This is a genomic window from Sphingobium algorifonticola (assembly GCF_004005485.1).
Taxonomy (GTDB): Bacteria; Pseudomonadota; Alphaproteobacteria; order Sphingomonadales; family Sphingomonadaceae; genus Sphingobium; species Sphingobium algorifonticola.
Map to the genome: position 1 here is coordinate 27,264 of NZ_RZUL01000002.1, position 22,137 is coordinate 49,400.

Sequence of the window (22,137 nt, forward strand, 5' to 3'; positions counted from 1 at the left end):
TCATATTAGTATAGAACACCGGCACTGCAAGAGCGCGTGGCATGCTATAGAGCCACGGGGCGATTTAGCCAACTGGAACGCCACAGAGGCCAGGCCAGAATCGGCGCCCGTATCAGAAGCGGGGCAGGGGCCAGTATCGCCGCAGTTGCGAAATGGGGAAGTTTCAGTTATTGGCCCGCGAAACCCGATACGGCACAGTGCCGACCGGCCACTATCCCAAAGGCATCTCATGTCCCTGCGTAATATCGCCATCATCGCGCACGTCGATCATGGCAAGACCACCCTTGTTGATCAGCTCTTCCGCCAGTCGGGCACCTTCCGCGACAACCAGCGCGTCGAAGAACGCGCGATGGACAGCAACGATCTGGAAAAGGAACGCGGGATCACGATCCTTGCCAAGCCGACGTCGATCGAGTGGGAAGGGACACGGATCAACATCGTCGACACGCCGGGCCACGCCGATTTCGGCGGTGAGGTAGAACGCATTCTCTCGATGGTCGATGGCGTCATTCTGCTGGTCGACAGTTCCGAAGGGGCGATGCCGCAGACCAAATTCGTGACCGGCAAGGCGCTCGCGCTCGGTCTCAAGCCGATCGTCGTCGTCAACAAGATCGACCGGCCCGACGAGCGGACGCAGGAAGTGCTGGACGAGGTGTTCGATCTGTTCGTCAGTCTTGAGGCGACGGACGAACAGCTTGATTTTCCGGTGCTGTTCGCGTCGGGGCGCAACGGCTATGCGAGCGAGGATCCGCAGGCGCGGTCCGGCACGCTGACGCCGATGTTCCAGAAAATCGTCGATCATGTACCGCCGCCCGCACTGGATGTGGATGCGCCATTCACCTTCCTGGTCACGCTGCTCGACCGCGACAATTTCCTGGGTCGCATCCTTACCGGCCGCGTGACCTCGGGCACCGTCAAGGTCAATCAGCCGATCCATGCGCTCGACATGGACGGCAAGGTGATCGAGACCGGTCGCGCGTCCAAGATCATGTCGTTCCGCGGTCTTGACCGTGTGCCGGTCGAGGAAGCGCGCGCAGGCGATATCATCAGCCTGGCCGGGCTGGCCGTGGCGACCGTGGCCAACACCATTTGCGACACCTCGGTGACGGTGCCTATCCAGGCGCAGCCGATCGATCCGCCGACGCTTTCCATGCGCTTTGCGGTCAACGATTCGCCGATGGCGGGTCGCGAAGGGACGAAGGTGACGAGCCGGATGATCCGCGACCGGCTGGAGCGGGAAGCCGAATCCAACGTCGCGATCAAGGTGACCGAAAGCGAGGACAAGGACAGTTTCGAAGTCGCCGGACGTGGCGAACTGCAACTGGGCGTCCTCATCGAAACCATGCGTCGCGAAGGCTTCGAGCTGGGCATCAGCCGCCCGCGCGTGCTCTTCAAGGATGGCGAAAACGGCCTGGAAGAACCCTATGAAACCGTCGTCATCGACGTGGACGACGAATATTCGGGTACCGTTGTCGACAAGATGGCGATCCGCAAGGCGGAACTGACCGACATGCGGCCTTCGGGCGGTGGCAAGACGCGCATCACCTTCTCCGCGCCGTCGCGCGGTCTGATCGGCTATCATGGCGAGTTTCTGTCCGACACCCGCGGCACGGGCATCATGAACCGGCTGTTCGAGAAATATGGGCCGCACAAGGGGAAGATCGAAGGCCGCAAGAACGGCGTGCTGATCTCCAACGGCGCAGGTGAGGCCAATGCCTATGCGCTGGGTCCGCTGGAAGAACGCGGCGTCCTGATGGTCGGCGTGGGCGAGGCGCTGTACGAAGGCATGATCGTCGGCGAAAATGCCAAGCCCGAAGATCTCGAAGTCAATCCCATGAAGAGCAAGGCGCTCACCAACTTCCGCGCCAGCGGCAAGGATGATGCCGTGCGCCTCAGCCCACCCAAGAAGCTGACGCTGGAACAGGCGATCGCCTATATCGACGATGATGAAATGGTCGAGGTGACGCCCAAGTCGATCCGCCTGCGCAAGCGGTATCTGGACCCGAACGAGCGCAAGCGCATGTCGCGCGCCAAAGCTGCGGCCTGACGTTTTGGAAGGCCCGGCGATTAGTTGCCGGGCCTTTTTCCTTGTTCAGGCCAGGTCGCGCAGGTGCTTTTCCGCCTGCACCATATAGTCGCGCGTGATGGGCAGCGTGTGACGGTTGCGCGCATATTGAAGCTGGAAATTGACCATGCCGCCGCTTTCGAACGCGGCGGTCGCGCCAGCGAGGTAAAAGCTCCACATCCGAAAGAAGCGGGCGTCGTACAGGGCCTCGATCTCCGCCTGCCGTGCCTGCACCCGCATGTACCACTGCCGCAGCGTGTGGGCATAATGGAGCCGCAGCACTTCCACGTCTGTCAGCATCAGCTTGTTGCGTTCACTCGCGGCGACGACTTCGCTTAAGGACGGGCTGTAGCCGCCGGGGAAGATATATTTGCGCGTCCACGCGTCGGTCGTCCCCGGCTTCCCCACCCGGCCGATGGTGTGGAGCAGCATCACGCCGTCGGTGGTCAGCAGATTGTGGCAGCAGCGGAAGAACTCCCGATAATGCGCGGGGCCGACATGTTCGAACATGCCGACCGACACGATCCGGTCGAACCGTCCCTGAACGTCGCGATAGTCGATCAGTTCGAAGCGCACCCGCTCCGCCACGCCCGCTGCCTGTGCTCGCTCCCGCGCGATCTTGAGCTGTTCCTGGGACAAAGTGATGCCCAGCACATCGACATCGCACATCCGGTTGAGATAGAGCGCCATGCCGCCCCAGCCGCAGCCGATGTCGAGCACCTTCTGCCCCGGTGACAGGTGCAGCTTCGCGGCGATATGCGCTTTCTTGTCGGTCTGCGCCTGCTCCAGGCTGTTGGCAGGGTCCGTCCAGTAGGCGCAGCTATATTGCCGGTCGGCATCGAGGAACAGGTCGTAGAGCCGGTCGGACAGGTCGTAATGATGCGCGACATTGGCCTTGGAGCGGGCGCGCTGGTTGAGGCGGTTGATCCGCCCGATCATGTCTCCTGCGATGCCTGAGAGCGCCCCCTTGCGCTTCAGCCCGTAGTCGCCGCTTTCCCAGGGACGGTTCGCGCGGATGAAGGTGACGAAATCGAGAATGTCGCCGCCTTCGATGGTGATCCGTCCGTCCATATAGGCTTCGCCGAGACCGAGGCGCGGATCGCGGACGATCTCGCCCGCCACTTTGCCGTCGTGGAGCCGCAATGTCAGGCAAGGCCATTGCGGGTCGCCGTCGCCAAAGGTCCGTGCCTTGCCGTCCGGCGCGACGACGGTCAGCCGACCCTTGCGGATCAGCCGGGGGAGTAGCCTCTCAAGCAACCACATGGGCGCAGGTTAAGCGCAGGCGGCAAATGCGTCAAATCCCCGCATACCATTGATAACCCGCGACATCCTCCCAATAGCCACCGTTGCCGCCGTGGATGTTCTCCAGGCTGGCGACGGCCTCTATGCCGGTCAGGAACTTCGCGTGCTTGTATCCCAGGTGACGCTCAACTCGCAGCCGCAGCGGCGCGCCATTGGCGACGAACAGCGGACGGTCGTTGAGCGCAAAGGCCAGGATCGTTTGCGGGTGGAAAGCATCGACCAGATCGATGCTTTCATAATAAGGCCGCGCGCCACCATTGGTATCGGCGCAGCGGAATACGAGATATCGGGCGTTGGTCTTGAGGTCGGCGCCGTCGAGGATCGTGCGCAGTGGCACCCCGCGCCATTTGCCGATCGCGCTCCACCCTTCCACACAATCATGCCGGGTGATCTGCTCGCGATGCGGCAGCGCCTGGATCTGCGGCAGCGACAGGGAAAGCGGGCGGTTGACAAGGCCGGTCACCTGCAATCGCCAGGCGGCGAAATTGTCGGCGGACATCGCGGCATATTCCGGCGTTCCTGGGTTGCGAACGCCATTGGGCCGGAAATAGGGCGAGATCTGATCGGGGCGAAACTCCCGCGCCAGCGCGTTGCGGTCGGTCAGCGCCCGCTGGGTCCAGCGGTGGACATTGTCCGCGCTAAACAGCGCCTCGCGAAAGCTTTCGTTCCTGGCGAGCTGGTCGCACCCTGTCAGCAAGCCGCCCGCCGTTGCGGCGATCCCGGTCAGCAGCGACCGGCGCGTCATCGCGGTCATTGTCCGCGCTCCTTCGGCAGGCGATACCAGCCCGTCACCATCGACCGTATTTCGTTGAACGGGCCGGCCAGCACCACCATCAGGATATGAACGAGGAAAAAGCCGACCGTCGCGAAGGCGAGGATGAAGTGGATAGACCGTGCCGACTGCCGTCCGCCGAACAGGTCCACCAGCCATGGCCATGCGGCATTCATGCCCGGTGACATGGTCAGCCCGCTCAGGATAAGGCCGGGGATCAGCACGAAGATGACCCCGACGTAGCTGGCCTTCTGAAGAATATTGTAGCGCAGCGCCGCTGCGCCCGTCGGAAAGCGCAGCCGGGCATGATCCTTGATGTCGGCCCATATATGACCGGGCGATAGCTCCTCCCGGCGAAAGGCCAGATCGCGGCTGACATGCCGGTTCACAAGGCTCCAGAGCATGTAGAACAGGATCGCGAACGCGAAAATCAGCGCGAACGTCAGATGCCAGTGCCGCGACATGGCAAGGCTGTAACTGCCGGGCAAGGTGATCCAGCCGGGAAAGCGCGACAGTTCGAGCCATGGCGTGTCGGCATTGGCCCCGAAGTGGCCCCAGTAGAGCCGCGGATGTGCGTTGAAGATGCCAAGGCCGCTGGTGAACAATGTCGCGACAGTGACGACATTGGTCCAGTGCCACAGCCGGGTCGACAAGCGATGCCGTTTCACCAGCGTGCCGCCCGCAGGCCTGTCGTCGGTCGATCGTTCCGCTGTCATCGGCTGGTCCCCGTCGCACGCGCATCGGTGCTGCTTTGCCTACGCAATGCCGCTTGCGCGGGTTACAGGCCAGCCAAAAATAATCGGATGCATGTGGGGGAAGGATGGGGGAGAGCCATGCGCGCCAAAGGCTCGATCCCCCATGCCACAGCCTCGCCTTGCCGGTCTGACCGGCGGCACCGCTCCAAATTATGTTATTCGGCGCGACAGCAGCAAGAGGCCGATAGAGGATAATGCGGCGAAAAAAAAGGGCTGATCCGAAGATCAGCCCGAAAAGTTTTAGGAGAGGATGCCTGAAAGGCACCTCTGATATGTATGACTGCGGTGTCTGCTGCAAGTGCGAACGATGATTTTGCAGATGCAAAGATTGCAATCGCGTTACGGAATACGCCTTTTCAATAGGGTAGCGGTGCAATATCCGGCTCCACCCAAGCAATGCGTGCTGCGCTGCTCATCAGGGCAGCCGATGTCCAATAGGCAAGCAGCCAGTCCTTGTGGCCGCACGCGCCGGTCATGAGCGCCTCGTGCACGTAATGCAGCGGCGTATCGGGCGCCGCATCGCGCAGCGCCGCTCGTGCCGCCCGGATCGATGCCTGTGTGATCGTCTCGTGATAGCCTGCGGTTGCGCTGTTCACGCCACCGGTTGCGACATTGTATGCGCGGATCATGTCCGGCATGTCCCGTTCCGCAACCACATCGGGGCGGCATCGCAGCAGCCACAGGCACGCGGCGAAATGCGCGGCATGCGTCCACTGCGCCTTCGGCAGGCTCCTGTCCGCAAAGCTGCTGCCGATCGCGATGATTGCAGGTTCGTCGGGATAGGGAATGAAATTGTCCGTTTTTGTCATGGGACATCCTTTCTTCTGTACCGCCCGGCGACGCGCAAACAAAAACCCCGCCGGAACGGCGGGGTGCTGGTGGTCATGATCCGTAATGCCTGAAGCCTTCAGCTTCGCCATCTACCGTCATGCCAAGCGCAATGCCCCGCCGGATGACGGGTATTTTGCATTGCGCTCAGGATGTGGTCGCGGATCATGCGCGGCATTCTAAACCAGAGGCTGCCGTATCGCAAGCTCAGCCCAGCGCCGCCTGCTTTTCCTCCGCCAGCCGATCCAGTTCGGCCCGGCTCTTCTTTTCCGATGCCGACTTGAGCTGGCCGCAGGCCGCCATGATGTCGCGTCCGCGCGGGGTGCGGATCGGTGCGGAAATGCCTGCGGCGAAGATCAGGTTGCTGAACGCCCTGATCCGTTCCGGCGACGAGCATTCGTACAGCGCGCCGGGCCAGGGGTTGAAAGGAATGAGGTTGACCTTCGCGGGCAGTTTGTAGTGCTTGATGAGGCGCACAAGTTCCCGCGCATCCGCGTCGCTGTCATTCTTGTCCTTCAGCATCACATATTCGAAGGTTATGCGGCGCGCATTGTTCGCCTTGGGATAATCGGCGCACGCCTGGAGCAGTTCCTCGATGCCATATTTGCGATTGATCGGCACGATCTCGTCGCGCACTTCCTTGGTGACGCCATGCAGCGACACGGCCAGATTGACGCCGATTTCCTCCGCCGCGCGCTTCATCATGGGCACCACGCCACTGGTCGACAGAGTGATGCGCCGCTTCGACAGCGCCAGGCCATCGCCATCCATCACGACTTTCAGGGCATCGCGCACATTATCGAAATTGTACAGCGGCTCGCCCATGCCCATCATCACGATGTTGGTCAGCATCCGCCCGTCGGTGGTGTAGAGCGGGGCGTCGTCGTCCTCATCCTCGTCGTCCACCGCGGCTGCCATATTCCCCTTGGGCCATTCGCCCAGCGCATCGCGGGCCAGCATCACCTGGCCGACGATCTCTCCGGGCGTCAGGTTGCGGACAAGGCGCATCGTGCCGGTGTAGCAGAAGCGGCAGTTCAGCGTGCAGCCGACCTGGCTCGACACGCACAGGGTGCCCCGGTCGGCATCGGGGATGAAGACCATCTCATAATCCTGCCCGTCGTCGGACCGCAGCAGCCATTTGCGCGTGCCATCGCTGGATAGCTGCGCCTCGACAACCTGCGGACGACCGATGACGAAGCGATCCGCCATCCACAGCCGCATCGGCTTGGCAAGATCGGTCATCATCGCAAAGTCGGTTTCGCCGCGATGATAGATCCAGTGGAACAGCTGCTTTGCGCGCAGCTTCGCCTGTTTCACGTCAAGCTGCGATTCCATCAGCGCGCCCTGAATCTGCATCTTGTTGAGACCAAGCAGATCGACACGGCCGTCGGCACGGGGTGTCACGGTGCGCGGAACGGGCACCGGATCGATATGTCCGGGTATTTGCATCACTCAGCTTCTTTCTTTTGTCCAGCGAAGCGGCAGTTTCGAACGCCATCGACATGCGACACAAGATCATGGGCTGCATGGCCGCCCATCGTATCAAGGACAACGTCGATGCCCTCTCGGCGCGCAAGCTTGACCGCTGGAACGAAATCGGCGTCAGCAGCGACCAATATGATCTGATCGACCTGTCTTTTGAATGCCATGGAGGCGACATCAAGCCCAAGTCGCATATCGACACCCTTTTGGACCACATCCAATTCAAAGTCGGTATCGTCAGGCACAAAGTTCGCCGTATCGAGCAGCCACTTCTTCATGGCCTCTGGCTTTGGTCGCCAGATAAAATCATCGTTGAGACGACCGAGCCGTAGTGCGACTTTCCGAACAGTTTTGAGATGTTCGTGGACGGCAATTCGAAATAGCGCAGTCTCGGTTTTCGAAAGATCCAACGACCGCTTTGATACCGGCCTGTGCACCTTCTTAGTCAGGGGTGCGCAGTCATAAAAGAATACACGATATAGATGGCTTGTCTCTTGAGGCCGAAACGTATTTGGCTCCAACGTCTCATCCGGCAGTTCGGCGCGGCGTTTGAGCGCAATATGCCAACCAGCCAAATAGGTCAGACCCCAAGCAATATCTTTGGGATCATTGGAATCCAAACTGGGGAAGCTGGATCGAAAGCGCCTAAGAAAAAAGGCACCATCGACAACGATCGCGGTAGACATTTATGCTTCGCTTAAAAATTGTCCCCGGGAGCGGCCTTGAGTTGATATCTGCTCTTGCGAGCGCCTCAAGACGGCATGCCGGGGACGGAATGCTCATGATGTGGCAGATTGCCACATGAAAGTCAAGATTTCAGCGCCGTGCGCAGCCCAGTGCCGCCGCGTCGATCGCCGTTGCCGCGCCGCGCAGGGCGTAAACATCGGCGAAAGCGCGGCCGCCGGCGTCCACTGTCTGGACGCTCATGCTGGTGGCTGATCGCATCGCGGCGACAATCGCGGCATCGCCCTGCCGGTCGGGTGCCCAGGCGTCGGCCGTCCCCGCCGCAAGGGCAAAACGCCGATCGCCGATGCTCAACGTCACGGCCGCCTCCGGCCGTCGTGCCTGGCTGAGGCGGATATGCACCTGGTTGCGGACATTGGCTTTCGGCCAGGACCCGACCGATGCGAAAGGCTGCCATGTGGCGCGCCGCCCGCGCTGCACCGGCTGCGCAATCGCATAGCAGCGCGGCACCGACGGATCGACGAAGGCCCCCCAGCTTTCGAAGATGCCCAGCGAATCGCGCCCCTGTGCGCTATCGACCGCCATCAGGCTCAACGGCAACAAGGCGAGACGCAAAAAGGGCAGGGATTGCATGGCGCCAACGCAAAGCCCAACCGCCGCTTTTTTGCAAGCGGGACCGCTTGCCCCCTGTTGCATTGTTGTTAATGAAGGGAAGGCATCTTGCCCGACCGGCCGGACTCGGGCGGACATCCAGACAGGCAAGCAGAATAGAAGCGGGACCAGGGAATGAAGGCCACCATCGAACGCGCGACCCTCCTCAAGAGCCTGGGCCATGTCCAGTCGGTGGTGGAGCGGCGCAACACCATTCCCATCCTATCCAATGTGCTGATTGAGGCAACCGCCGACGGCGCAATCAAGCTGATGGCGACCGACCTTGACCTTCAGATCGTGGAAATCATCCAGGCGCAGGTGGAGACGGCGGGCGCGACCACCATTTCGGCGCATACGCTGTTCGACATTGCGCGCAAGCTGCCCGAAGGCAGCCAGGTGTCTTTGCAGGCCGCCGAAGGCAAGATGCTGATCCAGGCGGGCCGGGCGAAGTTCAACCTCTCCACCTTGCCGCGTGACGATTTCCCGGTGATTGCCGAAGGCGATCTGCCGACCAGCTTCGAACTGCCTGCCGAAACGCTGAAGCAGATCATCGACAAGACGCGCTTTGCGATTTCGACGGAGGAAACGCGTTACTATCTCAATGGCATCTTCCTGCACGTGTCGGACGATCCGCAGCCTGTGCTGAAGGCAGCGGCGACTGACGGCCATCGCCTCGCGCGCGTCACCGTGGCGCGGCCCGATGGCGCGGAAGGCATGCCGGACATCATCGTGCCGCGCAAATGCATCGGCGAACTGCGCAAGCTGCTCGACGAAGTGGACGGCAGCGTCGCGGTGTCACTGTCCGCAGGCAAGATCCGCTTCGGCATCGGCAATGCGATCCTGACCAGCAAGCTGATCGACGGCACTTTCCCGGATTACAGCCGTGTCATCCCGACTGGCAATGACAAGCTGCTCAAGATCGATCCCCGCGGGTTCGAGGAAGGGGTGGATCGCGTCGCGACCATCGCCACCGAAAAGACCCGCGCTGTCAAGATGTCGGTCGATCGCGACAAGATCACCTTGTCCGTCACCAGCCCGGAAAACGGCACGGCGGCGGAAGAAGTGTCGGCCGATTATGTGTCGGAGGGGATGGAGATTGGGTTCAACGCGCGCTATTTGCTCGACATATTGGGGCAGATCGACGGCGATGTGGTGGAACTGCATCTCGCCGATGCCGCAGCGCCCACGCTGATCCGCGAGAATGACAAGAGCGCGGCGCTCTACGTGCTGATGCCGATGCGGGTGTGATTCTCAAGCGCAATCTCAACATCGCCGTTCGCCCTGAGCTTGTCGAAGGGCACCCTGAACGCAGTGAAGGCGCTTCGCCCGCGGCTCAGCCTCACCCTTCGACAAGCTCGGGGCGAACGGGCTTTGTGGATTGCGTCTTCCCCTCACCCCTTCCGCCCGTCCTCCACCATATCCGCTGCCAGATCGAGGCCCGCCGCCCCAGCCGCCGCCGTATGCGCGGGCGCATGGGGCGGCTCGACATAGTCGGGTTCCTCGACTTCCAGCATCCCTTCCCATTTGGTGACGACGGCGGTGGCGACGGCATTGCCGACCACATTGGTCGCGGTGCGGCCCATGTCGAGGAACTGGTCGATCGCGAGGATGAAGGCGACGCCTTCCACCGGCAAGTCGAACTGCGCCAGCGTCGCGGCGACGACCACCAGCGAGGCGCGGGGCACGGCGGCGATCCCCTTGCTGGTAATCATCAGCACCAGCAGGATCGTGATCTGCGTGCTCATCGGCAAGTCGATGCCATAGGCCTGCGCGATGAACACGGTGGCGAAGGCCGCGTACATCATCGACCCGTCTAGGTTGAAGCTGTAGCCCAAAGGCAGCACGAAGCTGGATATGCGGCGCGGCACGCCGAAGCGGTCGAGCTGTTCGAGCAGCTTGGGATAGGCGGCTTCCGATGAGGCCGTGGAATAAGCGATCAGCAGCGGCTCGCGGATGTAGCGGGCAAGGCGGAAGATACGCTTGCCCAGCACGAGGAAGCCCGCAAAGCCCAGGATCAGCCACAGCGTCGCCAGCCCCAGGTAAAACTCGCCGATCAACTGGCCGAAGGTGACGAGGACGCCCAGCCCCTGCACCGTCACGACCGACGCGATCGCGCCGAACACCGCGAGCGGGGCGACTTTCATGACATAGCCGGTGATCTGCAGCATCAGATCGACCAGCGCCTCGACCACCGCGACGATCGGCTTGCCCCGTTCCCCGATCGCGGTCAGCGCCACGCCGACGAACAGCGAGAATACGACGATCTGGAGAATGGCGTTGCTCGCCATCGCCTCGACCATCGATGTCGGGAAGATGTGCAGCACGAAATCGCGGAAGTTGAGCGCCTTGGTGTCCACCCCCGAATCCGCGCCGCTGCGGACGAGATCGAGGCCGACGCCCGGCTCGAAGAAATTGACGAAGACGAGGCCGAGGCTGAGCGAGATCAGGCTGGCGGTGATGAACCACAGCAATGCCCGCCCGCCGATCCGCCCCAGCGCCGCGCTGTCCCCCATATGCGCGATGCCGGACACCAATGTCGCGAACACCAGAGGCGCGATGATCATCTTGATAAGGTGCAGGAAGATGTCGGCGAGCAGATGGAAGTATCCCGCGATATCCTTCGCCTGCGCCTTGTCCGCCCCGACAAGCTGGTTGGTGATGTACCCGACGACGACGCCCAGGACCATGGCGATGAGGATGATGGACGTAAGGCGCTTGGCCATGCTGGCTCCCGGATTATGGAATTGCGGGGGGACGGCCCCGATGCTGTTGCATCCTTGCTATCAAGTCGGAGCGGATGCCGCAACGTGAGGTGGTGGGGGTGTATCGGAAGGTCACGAAGTTGCGGAAGTTGCGCCGTTGAAAACCGCAAAAAAGCTGGGTTTGGGAAAATGGGTGTGGGGAAGTGGAAAGCGGGGATGAAGGTTGGGCAGAGAGCGTGATGTCGTTTTTTCCGGACATAAGCAGTGAAGTATATCCTACCGCGCTGACCCTAAACTGGTGATGCGGCTTCTTTGTCACGACGCATAGCTTCTCCTAATGCCTCTCGGTATCCATCGACGATGCTAGCATACAGATAAATTTCCTGCTCCAGTCCTTCCTTCATGCCGATGCCATTAGAAATCTCGTTCGCGCGCCGCATTGTTTCCACAATCAGGACAACCAGTCGGCAGAAGCTCATGAGGAATGCTCGGCTCTCGTTGAGGCCAAGATTATCGAAGAACGATCCCATGAACACATCGCTATTGTCGGTCAGGCTATCGATCTCAACAGTCAGATGCGTGACATAGATGCTGGCGTGAGCAGTGCTGTCATTAATGCTGTCTTTGAAGTCCTTTAGTAAACGGTTCAGTTCCGGCTCTTGTGCCTTAAGCCACTTATATGCTTTCTCACGCAGCTTCTGGGCCGATACAAATATCGGATTGTTAGGTTCACTATAATCGAGAAGTTCCACTGCCGGGTTTGCAAGCACATAGGCCGCAAGAGCCGTGAACTCGATGGCCTGCCTGCAATTGAATTCTGCTTGCGCAGTATGCGCCCGAATATAAGATAGGAATGCGAGCGTCACGCTCTTCTGGATCGCCAACATGAACGCTGCCATAACACCATTGTTGGCAGCCACACTGACAACTGATGTGTTTAGAATGGCAAGCCCCTGCTGGGCGATAGGTACAATCGTACCTAGGCGCTCCTGTGCACCCGTGGTGCGGTGATGCTCCTCGTCAAGGAGTGCTTGCAACGTGGTTGTCAGTGGGAGTGGACCTATCGTCACTCGATCGCTTTTGGTGTTCGATACCATGACACCGTTCTAGCGGACTTATACTGTGAATAGAACTGTCGCATCGCAGTAGCGCAGTTCTACTACTGATGGTCTGGCGTTGGTCGCCTGCCGCTATTCCCTATCCTCGTCATGCCAGCGAAGGCTGGCATCCCAGGCGATGGCGCGCCTTCGCTTGAGGCCCCAGCCTTCGCTGGGGTGACGATCAAGGTGAGGGGTGACGCTCTTGGGGGGCAGGGCGTCAATCGCCCCCCGCTTCCCCGCACTGCGCCCGATGCAGCAGCCGCTGATCCGCCAGCACCAGCGCCATCATCGCTTCCACCACCGGCACGCCGCGGATGCCGACGCAGGGGTCGTGGCGGCCCTTGGTGATGATGTCGGCGGGCTCGCCTTCGCGCGTGACCGTGTCGACCGGGATCAGGATCGAGCTGGTCGGCTTGAACGCGACGCGCACTTTCACCGGCTGGCCGGTGGAAATGCCGCCTGCGATCCCGCCGGCGTGATTGGCCATGAACTGCGGCGCGCCGTCCGGGCCGGGGCGCATCGGATCGGCATTGTCCTCTCCGCGCAGGCGCGCGGCCGCGAAACCGTCGCCGATCTCGACGCCCTTCACCGCATTGATGCTCATCATCGCAGCGGCCAGCTCTGCGTCGAGTTTGGCGTAGAGCGGCGCCCCCCAGCCTGCGGGCACGCCGATCGCGATACACTCGACCACCGCGCCCAGCGACGATCCGTCCAGCCGCGCGCCATCGACCAGCGCCTCCCAGCGTTGCGCGGCCACAGGATCGGGGCAGAAGAAGGGATTGCGGTCGATCTCCGCAGGGTCGAAGCGCGCCGGGTCGATCGCGTCATCGCCGATTGCGCTGACATAAGCGAAGATGTCGACATCGGGGATCACCAGCCGCGCCACGGCACCCGCCGCCACGCGTGATGCCGTCTCGCGCGCGCTCGACCGGCCGCCGCCACGATAGTCGCGAAAGCCATATTTCGCGTCATAGGCATAATCGGCATGGCCGGGGCGGTATGCCTTGGCGACATCCGAATAATCCTTCGACCGCTGATCCACATTCTCGATCATCAGGGCAATGGGCGTCCCCGTCGTCTTACCCTCGAACACGCCGGAAAGGATGCGGACCTGATCGGGCTCCTGGCGCTGCGTCGTGAACTTCGACGTGCCGGGGCGGCGCTTGTCGAGGAAAGGCTGGATGTCGGTTTCCGCGTTGATCGACAGGCCCGGCGGGCAGCCGTCCACCACCGCACCGATGGCCGGACCATGGCTTTCCCCCCAGGTGGTGAAGCGGAACACGCGCCCGAATGTATTGAAGCTCACGAAAGCCCTCTCCCCTGCAGGGAAGAGGGTTGGGAGAGGGGGCTGTGCCCCGTCATATCCTGGTCCCGCAAACGCATGTCATTCCCCCTCTCCCCGGCCCTCTCCCCCTTCGACTGCCTGCCAAGGCAGGCGCTCAGGACGAAGCCTGAAGGGAAGAGGGAGAAGAGCTACTGTTCCAGCCCGATATCCGGCGCGTCTTCCGCCTTCATGCCGATGACATTGTACCCGGCATCGACATGGTGGATTTCGCCGGTCACGCCGCTGGCGAGGTCGCTCAGCAGATAGAGGCCCGCGCCCCCGACATCCTCGATGGTGACGTTGCGGCGCATCGGCGAATTATATTCGTTCCATTTCAGGATATAGCGGAGATCGCCGATCCCGCTTGCCGCCAGCGTCTTGATCGGCCCGGCCGAAATCGCGTTCACGCGGATGTTCTCCGGGCCTAGATCCATTGCCAAATATTTGACGCTGGTTTCCAGCGCGGCCTTCGCCACGCCCATCACGTTGTAATGCGGGATCACCTTTTCCGCGCCATAATAGCTCAGCGTCAGCAGCGATCCGCCTTCGGGCATCAGCGCGCGGGCGCGCTGCGCCACGGCGACGAAGCTGTAGGCGGAAATGTTCATCGTCAGCAGGAAATTGTCGAGGCTGGTGTCGTAGAACTTGCCGCGCAGCTCGTTCTTGTCCGAAAAGCCTATGGCGTGGACGATGAAGTCGATTGTGCCCCAGCGTTCCTTGATCGCCGCGAACGTCGCGTCGAGCAGCGCCATGTCGGATACGTCGCAGGGGATCAGGAAATCCGATCCCAGCTGCTCGGCCAGCGGCCGCACACGCTTTTCCAGCGCCTCGCCCTGATAGGAAAAGGCCAGTTCCGCACCCTGCGCATGCAGCGCCTTCGATATGCCCCAGGCCAGCGACTTTTCGTTGGCAAGACCCATGATGAGGCCGCGTTTGCCCTGCATCAGGGTACCCGTGATCGCGTCCTTCATATGTCGTCAGTCCTTGGTAGTGGCGGTTCGGGGGCCGCTTCCGCATCGGGGAAGTCCGCCAGAGCCGCATTGAGTTCCGCGCCAATTACCACGCCAAGCCCGACGAGGAAGAAAAAAATGAGCGTGATCATGACGCCTGCAAGGCTGCCGTAGGTCAGGTCGTAGCTTGCGAGGTTCGAAAGCGCGACCGGCAGGAGGATCAGCGTACCATACCACCAGCCCGCCGTCAGCACCGCGCCAGGCCATTTGGGAAAGCGCCGGTCGCGATATTTGCTGGGGGTGAGCGAGACGAACAGCGAATAGAGCGCGAGCGTCAGGATCGCCATCGGCACGATCTTGCTGGCGGTGACGATGCGGATCGCGTCGTCGGCGAAGGGCAGCACGCGCAGCAGGAACTCTTCCGCCCCGGCGAGGGCGATCTGCATCGAAAACGCAAACATCGCGGCGAAGATGCTCACGAAAATGATGCCGATCGAGCCAAGCCGATATTGCCAGAACGCCCGTCCGCTTTTGGTGCCATAGGCGCGGCGCAGGATGTCGCGGATCGTCTCGATCAGGCTGCCGACCGACCACAGGCCAACAAGGCCGCCCAGCCACAGGACGCCGCTCGACAGGCGGGCATCGATCACTTGGTTGATCGGTCCGCGCAGCACTTCGCCGACGCTGGGCGGCACGGTGAGCAGAAAGGCGTTGACGGTGGCAACGCCATCGCTCGTCCGGCCGAAGACGCTGGTGATCGCGGCTGCAACAATGAAAAAGGGAAAGAGCGTCAGCAGCGCCATATAGGCCAGGTTGCCGGCATGGATGAACCCGTCGGTGTAAACGCCGATGGCCACGCGCTTCATGACCTGCACCGCGTTCGCGCCGGGATGGAACCGCGCGAGGCGCGAGCGGCGCGCCACTTCGGGCTGGTCCAGCAGCCGCTGGCGGCGCGCTTCGGGCGATTCGGGGGAAACATCTCTCATGACAGGAGGGTAACGCCCTCAGACGCCCAGATGTCCCCGGACCGACCGTCTGTCCTGCCAGCCTGCGACGAAATCGTTGAGCGCGGCATCATCGGCGGGCACATCGATCTGGAGCGTGACGAGCTGATCGCCGCGCGCGCCACTTTTGCCCGTGAAGCCGCGATCCTTGAGGCGCAGCGTCTTGCCCGATGCCGACCCTGCCGGAATGCCGAGCATCACCGGTCCCTCGACGGTCGGCACCTTCACCTTGCCGCCCCGGACGGCTTCGTCGAGCGTGATGGGCAGGGTCAGGCGGACATGGTCGCCATCGCGCGTGAAAAAGGGATGGCTGCCGATCTCTATCGTGATGATCGCGTCGCCGGGGCCGCCCGGACCGGGCTGGCCTTTGCCGGCCAGACGCATCTGTGTGCCCGTTTCCACCCCCGCGGGCAGTTTGACGTCGATCGTCTTGCCGTCCTGCAGGGTGATGCGTTGCGGCGCGCCGGTCGCTGCATCGATGAACCCGACGGCCAGCCGATAGCCGACGTTGGCGCCCTTCGCCGGGGGGGCGCCACGCCCGCGCCCGAAGCCGCCGAAGCCACCGCCGCCCGCGCCCGCACCGCGCGCGCCGCCGAACAGGCCTTCGAATATGTCGCCGAAATCGCCGCCGGGGCTGAACTCGAATCCGGCCGGTCCACCGCCATGACCGCCGCCCGGCTGGCCGCCCGCGCCGCCGCGCGCACTGTTGAAGCCGAACGGCATGGCAGGGTTGCCGTCCCCATCTATTTCCCCGCGATCATATTGCGCGCGCTTGTCCTTGTCGGTCAGCAGATCATAGGCGCGCGTCACGTCGGAAAAGCGTTCGGCCGCCTTGGGGTTGTCGGCATTGCGATCGGGATGCAGCGTCTTGGCCAGCGTGCGATAGGCTTTCTTGATCTCCGCTTCGCTGGCGCCGCGCGCCACGCCCAATATGCTGTAGGGATCGGCCATGTTCGTGGTAATGTCTCGTCCTGTGAAGTTGCACGGTCGCTATCATGTGGAAAGCGACTTGTCGCGCTTCAAGCGCGTTGTCGTTGCGCGACCGCAACCCTAGATAGGCGCAATGACAGACCCAGCAGGCGATACCGCCATCCATGATCCCTTCGCCCTGTTCGACCGATGGTATGAAGAGGCGCGCGGCACCGAGATCAACGACAGCAATGCGATGGCGCTGGCGACGGCGGATGCGCAAGGCCGTCCGTCGGTCCGCATGGTACTGCTGAAGGGGCACGGACCGCAGGGTTTCGTATTCTACACCAATCTGGAAGGCCGCAAGGCGGGGGAGCTGATCGCCAATCCTCAAGCGGCGCTGCTGTTCCATTGGAAGTCGCTGCGGCGGCAGGTCCGTATCGAAGGCGTGGTGGAGCGTGTGGACGATACCACCGCCGACGCCTATTTCGCGACGCGTGCGCGGGATTCGCAGCTCGGGGCCTGGGCTTCGGACCAGTCGCGCCCCTTGCCTTCGCGCGATGTGTTCATGGATCGTTTTGCGCAGGTGCAGGCCCGTCATGAAGGCGGCGCGGTTCCCCGGCCGCCGCACTGGTCAGGCTTTCGGGTGGTGCCACAGGCGATCGAGTTCTGGCAGGACCGGGAATATCGCCTGCACGAACGCCGCCTGTTCACGCGCGATGGCGACGGCGCATGGCGCGAAGGTCTGCTCTATCCCTGATAAGGGCTGACCAGCCCGGCAATGCCCCGGCAGCGAGATGCGTCACCATGCTGCCGGGCATAGTATGCCGCTTATTTGTCGCGCAGGCGTATCCCGACGAAGGTCGCGGGCTGGCCGCGACGCAGCACCTGCAACAGAACCGCATTGCGGCCTGCCGCCGTCACCTGCGCGATGGCAGCCTTGAGGTCCGCCTCCGTCAGGGTCGGGCGATTGTTGGCCGACAGGATGATGTCGCCGCGACGCAGGCCCTTGGCACCCGCGTCGGTCGAGGGATCGACCGTCGTGATGACCACCCCGCGCGTTTCGGCGGGCACGCCAAGCTGACGGGCGATTCCCGCCGTCAGCGGCGTTACCGCAACGCCCAGGCTCTGCTGCGCGGCGGCACCCGCATCGGGCTGGCTGCGCGGATTGGAGAAGTCATCGTCATCGCCCTGCTGCGCGAAGCTGTTCAGCTGATCCTCGGGCGGGCGCTGGCCCACCACGGCGGTGACGGTCATCCGCTGGCCGTTGCGGATCAGTTCGATCGGCACACGCGAGTTGATCGGCAGATTGGCGACGATGAAGGACAGGGTTTCGTCCGGCGTCACTTCGCGATTGTTGACCTTCACGATCACGTCGCCAGGCTTGATGCCCGCCTTGTCGGCGCCCTGGCCCGGTTCGACACCCTGGATGAACTCGCCCCGGTTCTTCGCAAGTCCCAGCGAATCGGCGATATCTTCCGACAAGGGCGTGATCTGTACGCCCAGATAGCCGCGCCGCACGCTTTCGCCCTTGCGCAGCGTCTCGATGACGGGAACGGCCTGTTCCGCCGGAATCGCGAAACCGATGCCGACATTGCCGCCCGAGGGTGAAAGAATCTGGCTGTTGATGCCGATGACATTGCCGTTCATGTCGAACATCGGCCCGCCGCTGTTCCCCTGGTTGATCGAGGCATCGGTCTGGATGAAACGGTCGCTGCCGCCGCCGGTGTTGCGATGCACGGCGGAGATGATGCCCGCGGTCACCGTGCCGCCCAGGCTGAAGGGATTGCCGATCGCAATCACCCAGTCGCCCACGCGCGCCTTCGTACTGTCACCGAACTTCACGAAGGGCAGTGCCTTCTTAGGCTCGATCTTCAGCACGGCAAGGTCGCTGGCGACGTCGCGCCCGACCAGCTTTGCGCTATATTCTTCGCGGTTGGTCAGCGTCACCGTAATGCTGTCCACGCTCGCGCCTTCCGCGCCGGGGGCAACGACATGGTTGTTGGTGACGATGTAGCCGTCCGCGGAAATCAGGAAACCAGACCCCAGCGACTGCGCCTGCCGTGTTTGCGGGGTGCCGCCGGGTGCGCCGAACAGGTCGCCAAAGGGCGTGCCGGCGAACGGGTTCTGCACCTGCACCCGCTGACGCGTCGAGATGTTGACGACGGCCGGTTGCAGCTTTTCCACCATGTCGGCAAAGCTGACCGGCGCGCCACGCGGCGCCGCGGCCTGCATGCCTTCGTTCTGCGCGGTCTGCGCGCCGAGCGGCTGGTTCGAGGTGACGGCAATGGCCGTGCCGCCGAGCAGAAGGGCTGCGGTGATGGCGTAAGCGTAGCGCACTGATGATTGTCCTCTCATGACGTTCGGGAAAAGGCCGGGACCACAGGAATGGCTGCGATGCCTCGTCTTCCCTTAACCCACATTGAATAAGGGTCGTTCCCGCCGGTCAGGGTGGAAACGCCCGAATATCTCACTTGCCGCGAAACTCCCGCAGGAAGTCGTTGTCAGGCGACAGGATGACCGACGTCTGGCCAGACCGCGACGGATCGAACGTGTAGCGATAGCTTTGCATGGCCCGGTAGAAGTCGTAGAAATCCGGGTCCTTGCCAAAGCTTTCGGCGTAGACGCGGGCGGCACTGGCGTCCGCCTCGGCGCGGATGATCTGCGCCTGCTTTGCACCCTGCGCCTGGATCGTCAGCGCTTCCTGATCGCGCGCGGTGCGCATCCGCTGCAACGCGCTTTCCAGCGGCGCACCGTCAGGCAAATCGGCGCGCTTGATCCGCACATCGACGATTTCGGCACCATATTGCCGGGCGACGCGGTTGAGACCGGCTTCGATATTCTGCATCACCTGGCCCCGCTCCGGGCTGAGCAGCGCGGCGAAGGGCCGCTTGCCGAGCTCGTTGCGCAGCGCGGAACCCAGGATCGGCCGCAAGGCTTCCGACACGCGATCCTCGCTGCCTGCCGAAATATACATCCGCAGCGGATCGACGATGCGATAGCGGGCGAAGGCATCGACCTGGAGCCGCAACTGGTCGGTCGAGAGCACCTGCTGCCGCTCCATCTCGACCGACAGAACGCGCTTATCGATCCAGACGATCTGTTCGGCAAACGGAATGCGCAGGATCACGCCCGCGCCGGTATAGCCGAACTGTTCGTTGGGGCGGTAGCGGTTGACGATCCGCACCGGCTCGCCGAAACGCACGATCACGCCCTGCCGGGTTTCGGGCACGATCGAAATGGTGCTGCCCAACAGCAGCAGGAAGGCGATGGCGATCAGCGCGAAGGCGATCGGGTTGCGCAACAGGCCTGGCATCACTGCACTCCCGTCGTCGCAGCCGGGGCCGCCGGAGGCGCGGCAGCTGCGCGGCGCTTGATTTCGGGCAGCGGCAGATAGGGCGTGACGTTGCCGGTCTCGACGATCGTCTTGTCCATGTTGCCCAGCACCTTTTCCATCGTCTCATAATACATGCGCCGCCGCGTCACTTCGGGTGACAGGCGATATTGTTCGTAGGTCTTGTCGAACTGCGCCGCCTCACCCTGCGCCAGAGCGGTTTGCTGCTGCGCATAGGCGCGCGCCTGGTTGAGGCTGGTCTGCGCCGCCTGCTGCGCCGCGGAAACGCCCTTGAACGCGTCATTGACGGCCGCCGGCGGATCGGCCTGCTTGATCGCGACGCCCTGTACCCGCACGCCCGAGCGATAGCTGTCGAGGATTTCCTGCATCCGCTGTTCGACCTGCTGCTCGATGCCGGTACGGCCCGCGCCCAGCGCATCGTCCAGATTGACGCTGGCGACGACCGAACGCATCGCGCTTTCGGCGACTTCGCGGATCGCGCTGTCGGGGTTGGAAAGCTGGAACATGTAGAGTTCCGGGTTGCGAATGTTCCACCGCACCGAATAAGCGAGATCGATGATGTTCTGATCGCCGGTCAGCATCAGATTTTCCTGCTCTGCGCTGGTCGACCCGATGTCGATCGTACGGATTTCCTCGACATCGACCGTCGCGACCGATTCGAGCGGCGCAGGCAAGGTGATGCTGATCCCCGGCGAGAGAGTACGGCTATATTTGCCGAGCATCAGCACGACGCCACGTTCCTGCGGGCCGACGCGATGAATGCAGGTCAGCGCCAGCCACACCAGCACGACGAGCGCCAGCGCGATCGGCCAGATCGCCTTGCCATCGGGGCGCTGCGGCAGGCCGCCAAAGCCGCCGCCATTGTTCCCGCCGCCACCGAAGCTTTCACGACCGCGGCGGAGCAGTTCCTCGATGGCACTCGGCCCGCTGCGGCCCTGCGGGCGATTGCCGCCGCCCGGCTGCGTCCACGGGTTGCGCGGGCCGTCGGGCTTTCCGCCATTCCCCTCATCATCGCTGCCCTTGTTGCCCCAGGGGCCTTGCGCCATGGCATGTCCTGCCGTGCGCCCGATTGCGGCGATCCATTGCGGCATCCAGCCGTTCATTCTGTTCATGCATCATCTATAGGAATGCCGCGGCGGGAAAAACAGTGCCTTTGCATCGATAATCCATTATGCGCGCTGATCATGAGCGATCCCGTGCCCGATCTTCCCGCTGCCATTGCCGAACACCTGTCCGCTCTGAGCGAGGGCCGTGCGAGCGGACTGCGCCTGAAGGACGGTATTGTCAGCCTGGTGCTCGACGTGACCGGGCTGTCGGCCGATGCGCGCGCCGCCATGGAAGCGGCCCTGCGTACGGCCATTGGCGACCTGCCCGATGTCACGCAGGTGCGTATCGCGATGACGGCGGAGAAGCGCACCCTGCGGATAGTCGCGGTCGGCTCCGGCAAGGGTGGCGTCGGCAAATCGACGCTGTCGGCGAATCTGGCCGTGGCGCTGCATCGCCTCGGGCACCGGGTCGGCCTGGTCGATGCGGACATCTACGGCCCCTCGCAACCGCGCCTGATGGGCAGCGAAGGCGAAAAGCCAACGGCGGAAGGCAAGCAACTCGTGCCGGTGATGAGCCACTGGGGCGTGCCGATGCTGTCCATGGGGCATCTGGCCGATCCGGGGCAGGCGATTGCATGGCGCGGGCCGATGGCGGGCAACGCGCTCGGCCAGCTTATCGATGCGCAATGGGACGGCATCGACATATTGATCGTCGACCTGCCGCCCGGCACCGGCGACGTGCAGCTGTCGATGATATCGAAGCACAAGCCCGCGGGGGCGCTGATCGTCTCGACACCGCAGGATCTTGCCCTGATCGACGCGACCCGGGCGGTCAGCCTGTTCGAGCAGGCGGACGTGCCGTTGATCGGGCTGGTCGAGAATATGGCAGGCTATGTCTGTCCGCATTGCGGGGAAGCCTCCGACCCGTTCGGCCAGGGTGGCGCCGAAGCGGCTGCGGCGCAGATGGGCATGCCCTTCCTGGGCCGCATCCCGCTGACCATCGCCATCCGCACCGCGTCCGACGCGGGCCTGCCCCCGGCAGGCGGCGACGCGGCGGAAGCGGCACCCTTCCTCGCCATTGCGCGCAGGCTGGAGGCGTGGCTCGCGACCGGCTGAATGGCGACGGCCGATCCAAAGCCGGTTGCCCGTCACGACATTGCGCAGTAAGGGACCGACCGTTCGCCTTACCGGCTGCGCGCCGGGCTTTC

The 22,137-nt window shown here is 62.9% G+C and carries 20 protein-coding genes; 4 read left to right on the forward strand and 16 right to left on the reverse strand.

Annotation, left to right across the window (positions count from 1 at the left end):
* The first annotated feature begins 229 nt into the window (after positions 1–229).
* Positions 230–2,047 (forward strand): translational GTPase TypA, encoded by a 1,818-nt coding sequence (gene typA, locus ENE74_RS05205; protein ID WP_127689618.1) that lies wholly within the window; start codon positions 230–232, stop codon positions 2,045–2,047.
* 45 nt (positions 2,048–2,092) lie between these two features.
* Here the strand turns inward: typA and ENE74_RS05210 are convergent, their stop codons facing one another.
* The 7 genes from ENE74_RS05210 to ENE74_RS05240 all read right to left on the reverse strand — a co-directional run bounded on the left by ENE74_RS05210 (position 2,093) and on the right by ENE74_RS05240 (position 8,521).
* The gene (locus ENE74_RS05210; RefSeq protein WP_127689619.1) at positions 2,093–3,328 is read right to left on the reverse strand and encodes an SAM-dependent methyltransferase; all 1,236 of its coding nucleotides are present in this window, start codon (positions 3,326–3,328) and stop codon (positions 2,093–2,095) included.
* Positions 3,329–3,359: 31 nt separating this feature from the next.
* Positions 3,360–4,121, reverse strand: coding sequence for a molybdopterin-binding protein (locus ENE74_RS05215; RefSeq protein ID WP_127689620.1), 762 nt, complete (start codon positions 4,119–4,121; stop codon positions 3,360–3,362).
* Positions 4,118–4,855 (reverse strand): cytochrome b/b6 domain-containing protein, encoded by a 738-nt coding sequence (locus ENE74_RS05220; protein ID WP_127689621.1) that lies wholly within the window; start codon positions 4,853–4,855, stop codon positions 4,118–4,120. The genes ENE74_RS05215 and ENE74_RS05220 overlap by 4 nt, the downstream gene beginning before the upstream one ends.
* Positions 4,856–5,250: 395 nt before the next feature.
* Positions 5,251–5,703 carry a hypothetical protein gene (locus ENE74_RS05225; protein WP_241241846.1) on the reverse strand — a complete coding sequence of 151 codons (453 nt, stop codon included), beginning with the start codon at positions 5,701–5,703 and terminating at the stop codon, positions 5,251–5,253.
* 226 nt (positions 5,704–5,929) lie between these two features.
* Positions 5,930–7,171, reverse strand: coding sequence for a dual-specificity RNA methyltransferase RlmN (gene rlmN / locus ENE74_RS05230; RefSeq protein ID WP_127689622.1), 1,242 nt, complete (start codon positions 7,169–7,171; stop codon positions 5,930–5,932).
* Entirely contained in the window at positions 7,171–7,890 is a 720-nt protein-coding gene (locus ENE74_RS05235; protein ID WP_127689623.1) for an NYN domain-containing protein, read from the reverse strand. Before ENE74_RS05235 ends, rlmN begins: the two co-directional genes overlap by 1 nt.
* A gap of 130 nt (positions 7,891–8,020) precedes the next feature.
* Complete coding sequence (locus tag ENE74_RS05240; protein WP_241241847.1) at positions 8,021–8,521, reverse strand: hypothetical protein; 501 nt, start codon at positions 8,519–8,521, stop codon at positions 8,021–8,023.
* Positions 8,522–8,674: 153 nt separating this feature from the next.
* Between ENE74_RS05240 and dnaN the strand changes: the two genes are divergently transcribed.
* On the forward strand, positions 8,675–9,787 hold the full coding sequence (gene dnaN / locus ENE74_RS05245; RefSeq protein WP_127689624.1) for a DNA polymerase III subunit beta: 1,113 nt from the start codon (positions 8,675–8,677) through the stop codon (positions 9,785–9,787).
* Positions 9,788–9,930: 143 nt separating this feature from the next.
* On the opposite strand, the gene ENE74_RS05250 is transcribed toward dnaN, so the two are convergent.
* The 6 genes from ENE74_RS05250 to ENE74_RS05275 form a co-directional block, all read right to left on the reverse strand.
* Complete coding sequence (locus ENE74_RS05250) at positions 9,931–11,262, reverse strand: dicarboxylate/amino acid:cation symporter (RefSeq protein ID WP_127689625.1); 1,332 nt, start codon at positions 11,260–11,262, stop codon at positions 9,931–9,933.
* A gap of 269 nt (positions 11,263–11,531) precedes the next feature.
* The gene (locus ENE74_RS05255) at positions 11,532–12,338 is read right to left on the reverse strand and encodes a hypothetical protein (protein WP_127689626.1); all 807 of its coding nucleotides are present in this window, start codon (positions 12,336–12,338) and stop codon (positions 11,532–11,534) included.
* 220 nt (positions 12,339–12,558) lie between these two features.
* Positions 12,559–13,647 (reverse strand): chorismate synthase, encoded by a 1,089-nt coding sequence (aroC, locus tag ENE74_RS05260; protein ID WP_127689627.1) that lies wholly within the window; start codon positions 13,645–13,647, stop codon positions 12,559–12,561.
* Positions 13,648–13,814: 167 nt separating this feature from the next.
* A complete protein-coding gene (gene fabI / locus ENE74_RS05265; RefSeq protein ID WP_127690538.1) occupies positions 13,815–14,609 on the reverse strand; it encodes an enoyl-ACP reductase FabI in 795 nt (264 codons plus the stop codon).
* A 23-nt stretch (positions 14,610–14,632) separates the two neighbouring features.
* The gene (locus tag ENE74_RS05270) at positions 14,633–15,601 is read right to left on the reverse strand and encodes a YihY/virulence factor BrkB family protein (RefSeq protein WP_127689628.1); all 969 of its coding nucleotides are present in this window, start codon (positions 15,599–15,601) and stop codon (positions 14,633–14,635) included.
* Positions 15,602–15,619: 18 nt separating this feature from the next.
* The gene (locus ENE74_RS05275) at positions 15,620–16,570 is read right to left on the reverse strand and encodes a DnaJ C-terminal domain-containing protein (protein ID WP_127689629.1); all 951 of its coding nucleotides are present in this window, start codon (positions 16,568–16,570) and stop codon (positions 15,620–15,622) included.
* Between the two features lie 139 nt (positions 16,571–16,709).
* Between ENE74_RS05275 and pdxH the strand changes: the two genes are divergently transcribed.
* On the forward strand, positions 16,710–17,288 hold the full coding sequence (gene pdxH / locus ENE74_RS05280; RefSeq protein WP_127690539.1) for a pyridoxamine 5'-phosphate oxidase: 579 nt from the start codon (positions 16,710–16,712) through the stop codon (positions 17,286–17,288).
* A 71-nt stretch (positions 17,289–17,359) separates the two neighbouring features.
* Here pdxH and ENE74_RS05285 read toward each other — a convergent pair whose 3' ends face one another.
* From ENE74_RS05285 to hflK, 3 genes are all read right to left on the reverse strand, one after another.
* Complete coding sequence (locus ENE74_RS05285) at positions 17,360–18,868, reverse strand: Do family serine endopeptidase (protein ID WP_127689630.1); 1,509 nt, start codon at positions 18,866–18,868, stop codon at positions 17,360–17,362.
* Positions 18,869–18,998: 130 nt separating this feature from the next.
* Positions 18,999–19,844 carry a protease modulator HflC gene (hflC, locus tag ENE74_RS05290; RefSeq protein WP_127689631.1) on the reverse strand — a complete coding sequence of 282 codons (846 nt, stop codon included), beginning with the start codon at positions 19,842–19,844 and terminating at the stop codon, positions 18,999–19,001.
* Positions 19,844–20,995, reverse strand: a complete 1,152-nt coding sequence (gene hflK, locus ENE74_RS05295; RefSeq protein WP_127689632.1) for an FtsH protease activity modulator HflK — start codon at positions 20,993–20,995, stop codon at positions 19,844–19,846. Before hflK ends, hflC begins: the two co-directional genes overlap by 1 nt.
* Before the next feature lie 72 nt (positions 20,996–21,067).
* Here hflK and ENE74_RS05300 point away from each other — a divergent pair, with 72 nt between their 5' ends.
* On the forward strand, positions 21,068–22,045 hold the full coding sequence (locus tag ENE74_RS05300; protein ID WP_127689633.1) for an Mrp/NBP35 family ATP-binding protein: 978 nt from the start codon (positions 21,068–21,070) through the stop codon (positions 22,043–22,045).
* The last annotated feature ends 92 nt before the right edge of the window (positions 22,046–22,137 follow it).

What these genes read in the sequence shown, in the direction of transcription:
- dnaN (WP_127689624.1), top strand. Translation starts at nt 8,675, where the DNA reads ATGAAGGCCACCATCGAACGCGCGACCCTCCTCAAGAGCCTGGGCCAT.
- ENE74_RS05225 (WP_241241846.1), bottom strand. Translation starts at nt 5,703, where the DNA reads ATGACAAAAACGGACAATTTCATTCCCTATCCCGACGAACCTGCAATC.
- ENE74_RS05275 (WP_127689629.1), bottom strand. Translation starts at nt 16,570, where the DNA reads ATGGCCGATCCCTACAGCATATTGGGCGTGGCGCGCGGCGCCAGCGAA.
- ENE74_RS05300 (WP_127689633.1), top strand. Translation starts at nt 21,068, where the DNA reads ATGAGCGATCCCGTGCCCGATCTTCCCGCTGCCATTGCCGAACACCTG.
- ENE74_RS05270 (WP_127689628.1), bottom strand. Translation starts at nt 15,601, where the DNA reads ATGAGAGATGTTTCCCCCGAATCGCCCGAAGCGCGCCGCCAGCGGCTG.
- ENE74_RS05250 (WP_127689625.1), bottom strand. Translation starts at nt 11,262, where the DNA reads ATGGCCAAGCGCCTTACGTCCATCATCCTCATCGCCATGGTCCTGGGC.
- typA (WP_127689618.1), top strand. Translation starts at nt 230, where the DNA reads ATGTCCCTGCGTAATATCGCCATCATCGCGCACGTCGATCATGGCAAG.
- hflC (WP_127689631.1), bottom strand. Translation starts at nt 19,844, where the DNA reads ATGCCAGGCCTGTTGCGCAACCCGATCGCCTTCGCGCTGATCGCCATC.
- ENE74_RS05255 (WP_127689626.1), bottom strand. Translation starts at nt 12,338, where the DNA reads ATGGTATCGAACACCAAAAGCGATCGAGTGACGATAGGTCCACTCCCA.
- rlmN (WP_127689622.1), bottom strand. Translation starts at nt 7,171, where the DNA reads ATGCAAATACCCGGACATATCGATCCGGTGCCCGTTCCGCGCACCGTG.
- ENE74_RS05215 (WP_127689620.1), bottom strand. Translation starts at nt 4,121, where the DNA reads ATGACCGCGATGACGCGCCGGTCGCTGCTGACCGGGATCGCCGCAACG.
- hflK (WP_127689632.1), bottom strand. Translation starts at nt 20,995, where the DNA reads ATGAACAGAATGAACGGCTGGATGCCGCAATGGATCGCCGCAATCGGG.
- ENE74_RS05220 (WP_127689621.1), bottom strand. Translation starts at nt 4,855, where the DNA reads ATGACAGCGGAACGATCGACCGACGACAGGCCTGCGGGCGGCACGCTG.
- fabI (WP_127690538.1), bottom strand. Translation starts at nt 14,609, where the DNA reads ATGCAGGGCAAACGCGGCCTCATCATGGGTCTTGCCAACGAAAAGTCG.
- ENE74_RS05240 (WP_241241847.1), bottom strand. Translation starts at nt 8,521, where the DNA reads ATGCAATCCCTGCCCTTTTTGCGTCTCGCCTTGTTGCCGTTGAGCCTG.
- ENE74_RS05210 (WP_127689619.1), bottom strand. Translation starts at nt 3,328, where the DNA reads ATGTGGTTGCTTGAGAGGCTACTCCCCCGGCTGATCCGCAAGGGTCGG.
- ENE74_RS05235 (WP_127689623.1), bottom strand. Translation starts at nt 7,890, where the DNA reads ATGTCTACCGCGATCGTTGTCGATGGTGCCTTTTTTCTTAGGCGCTTT.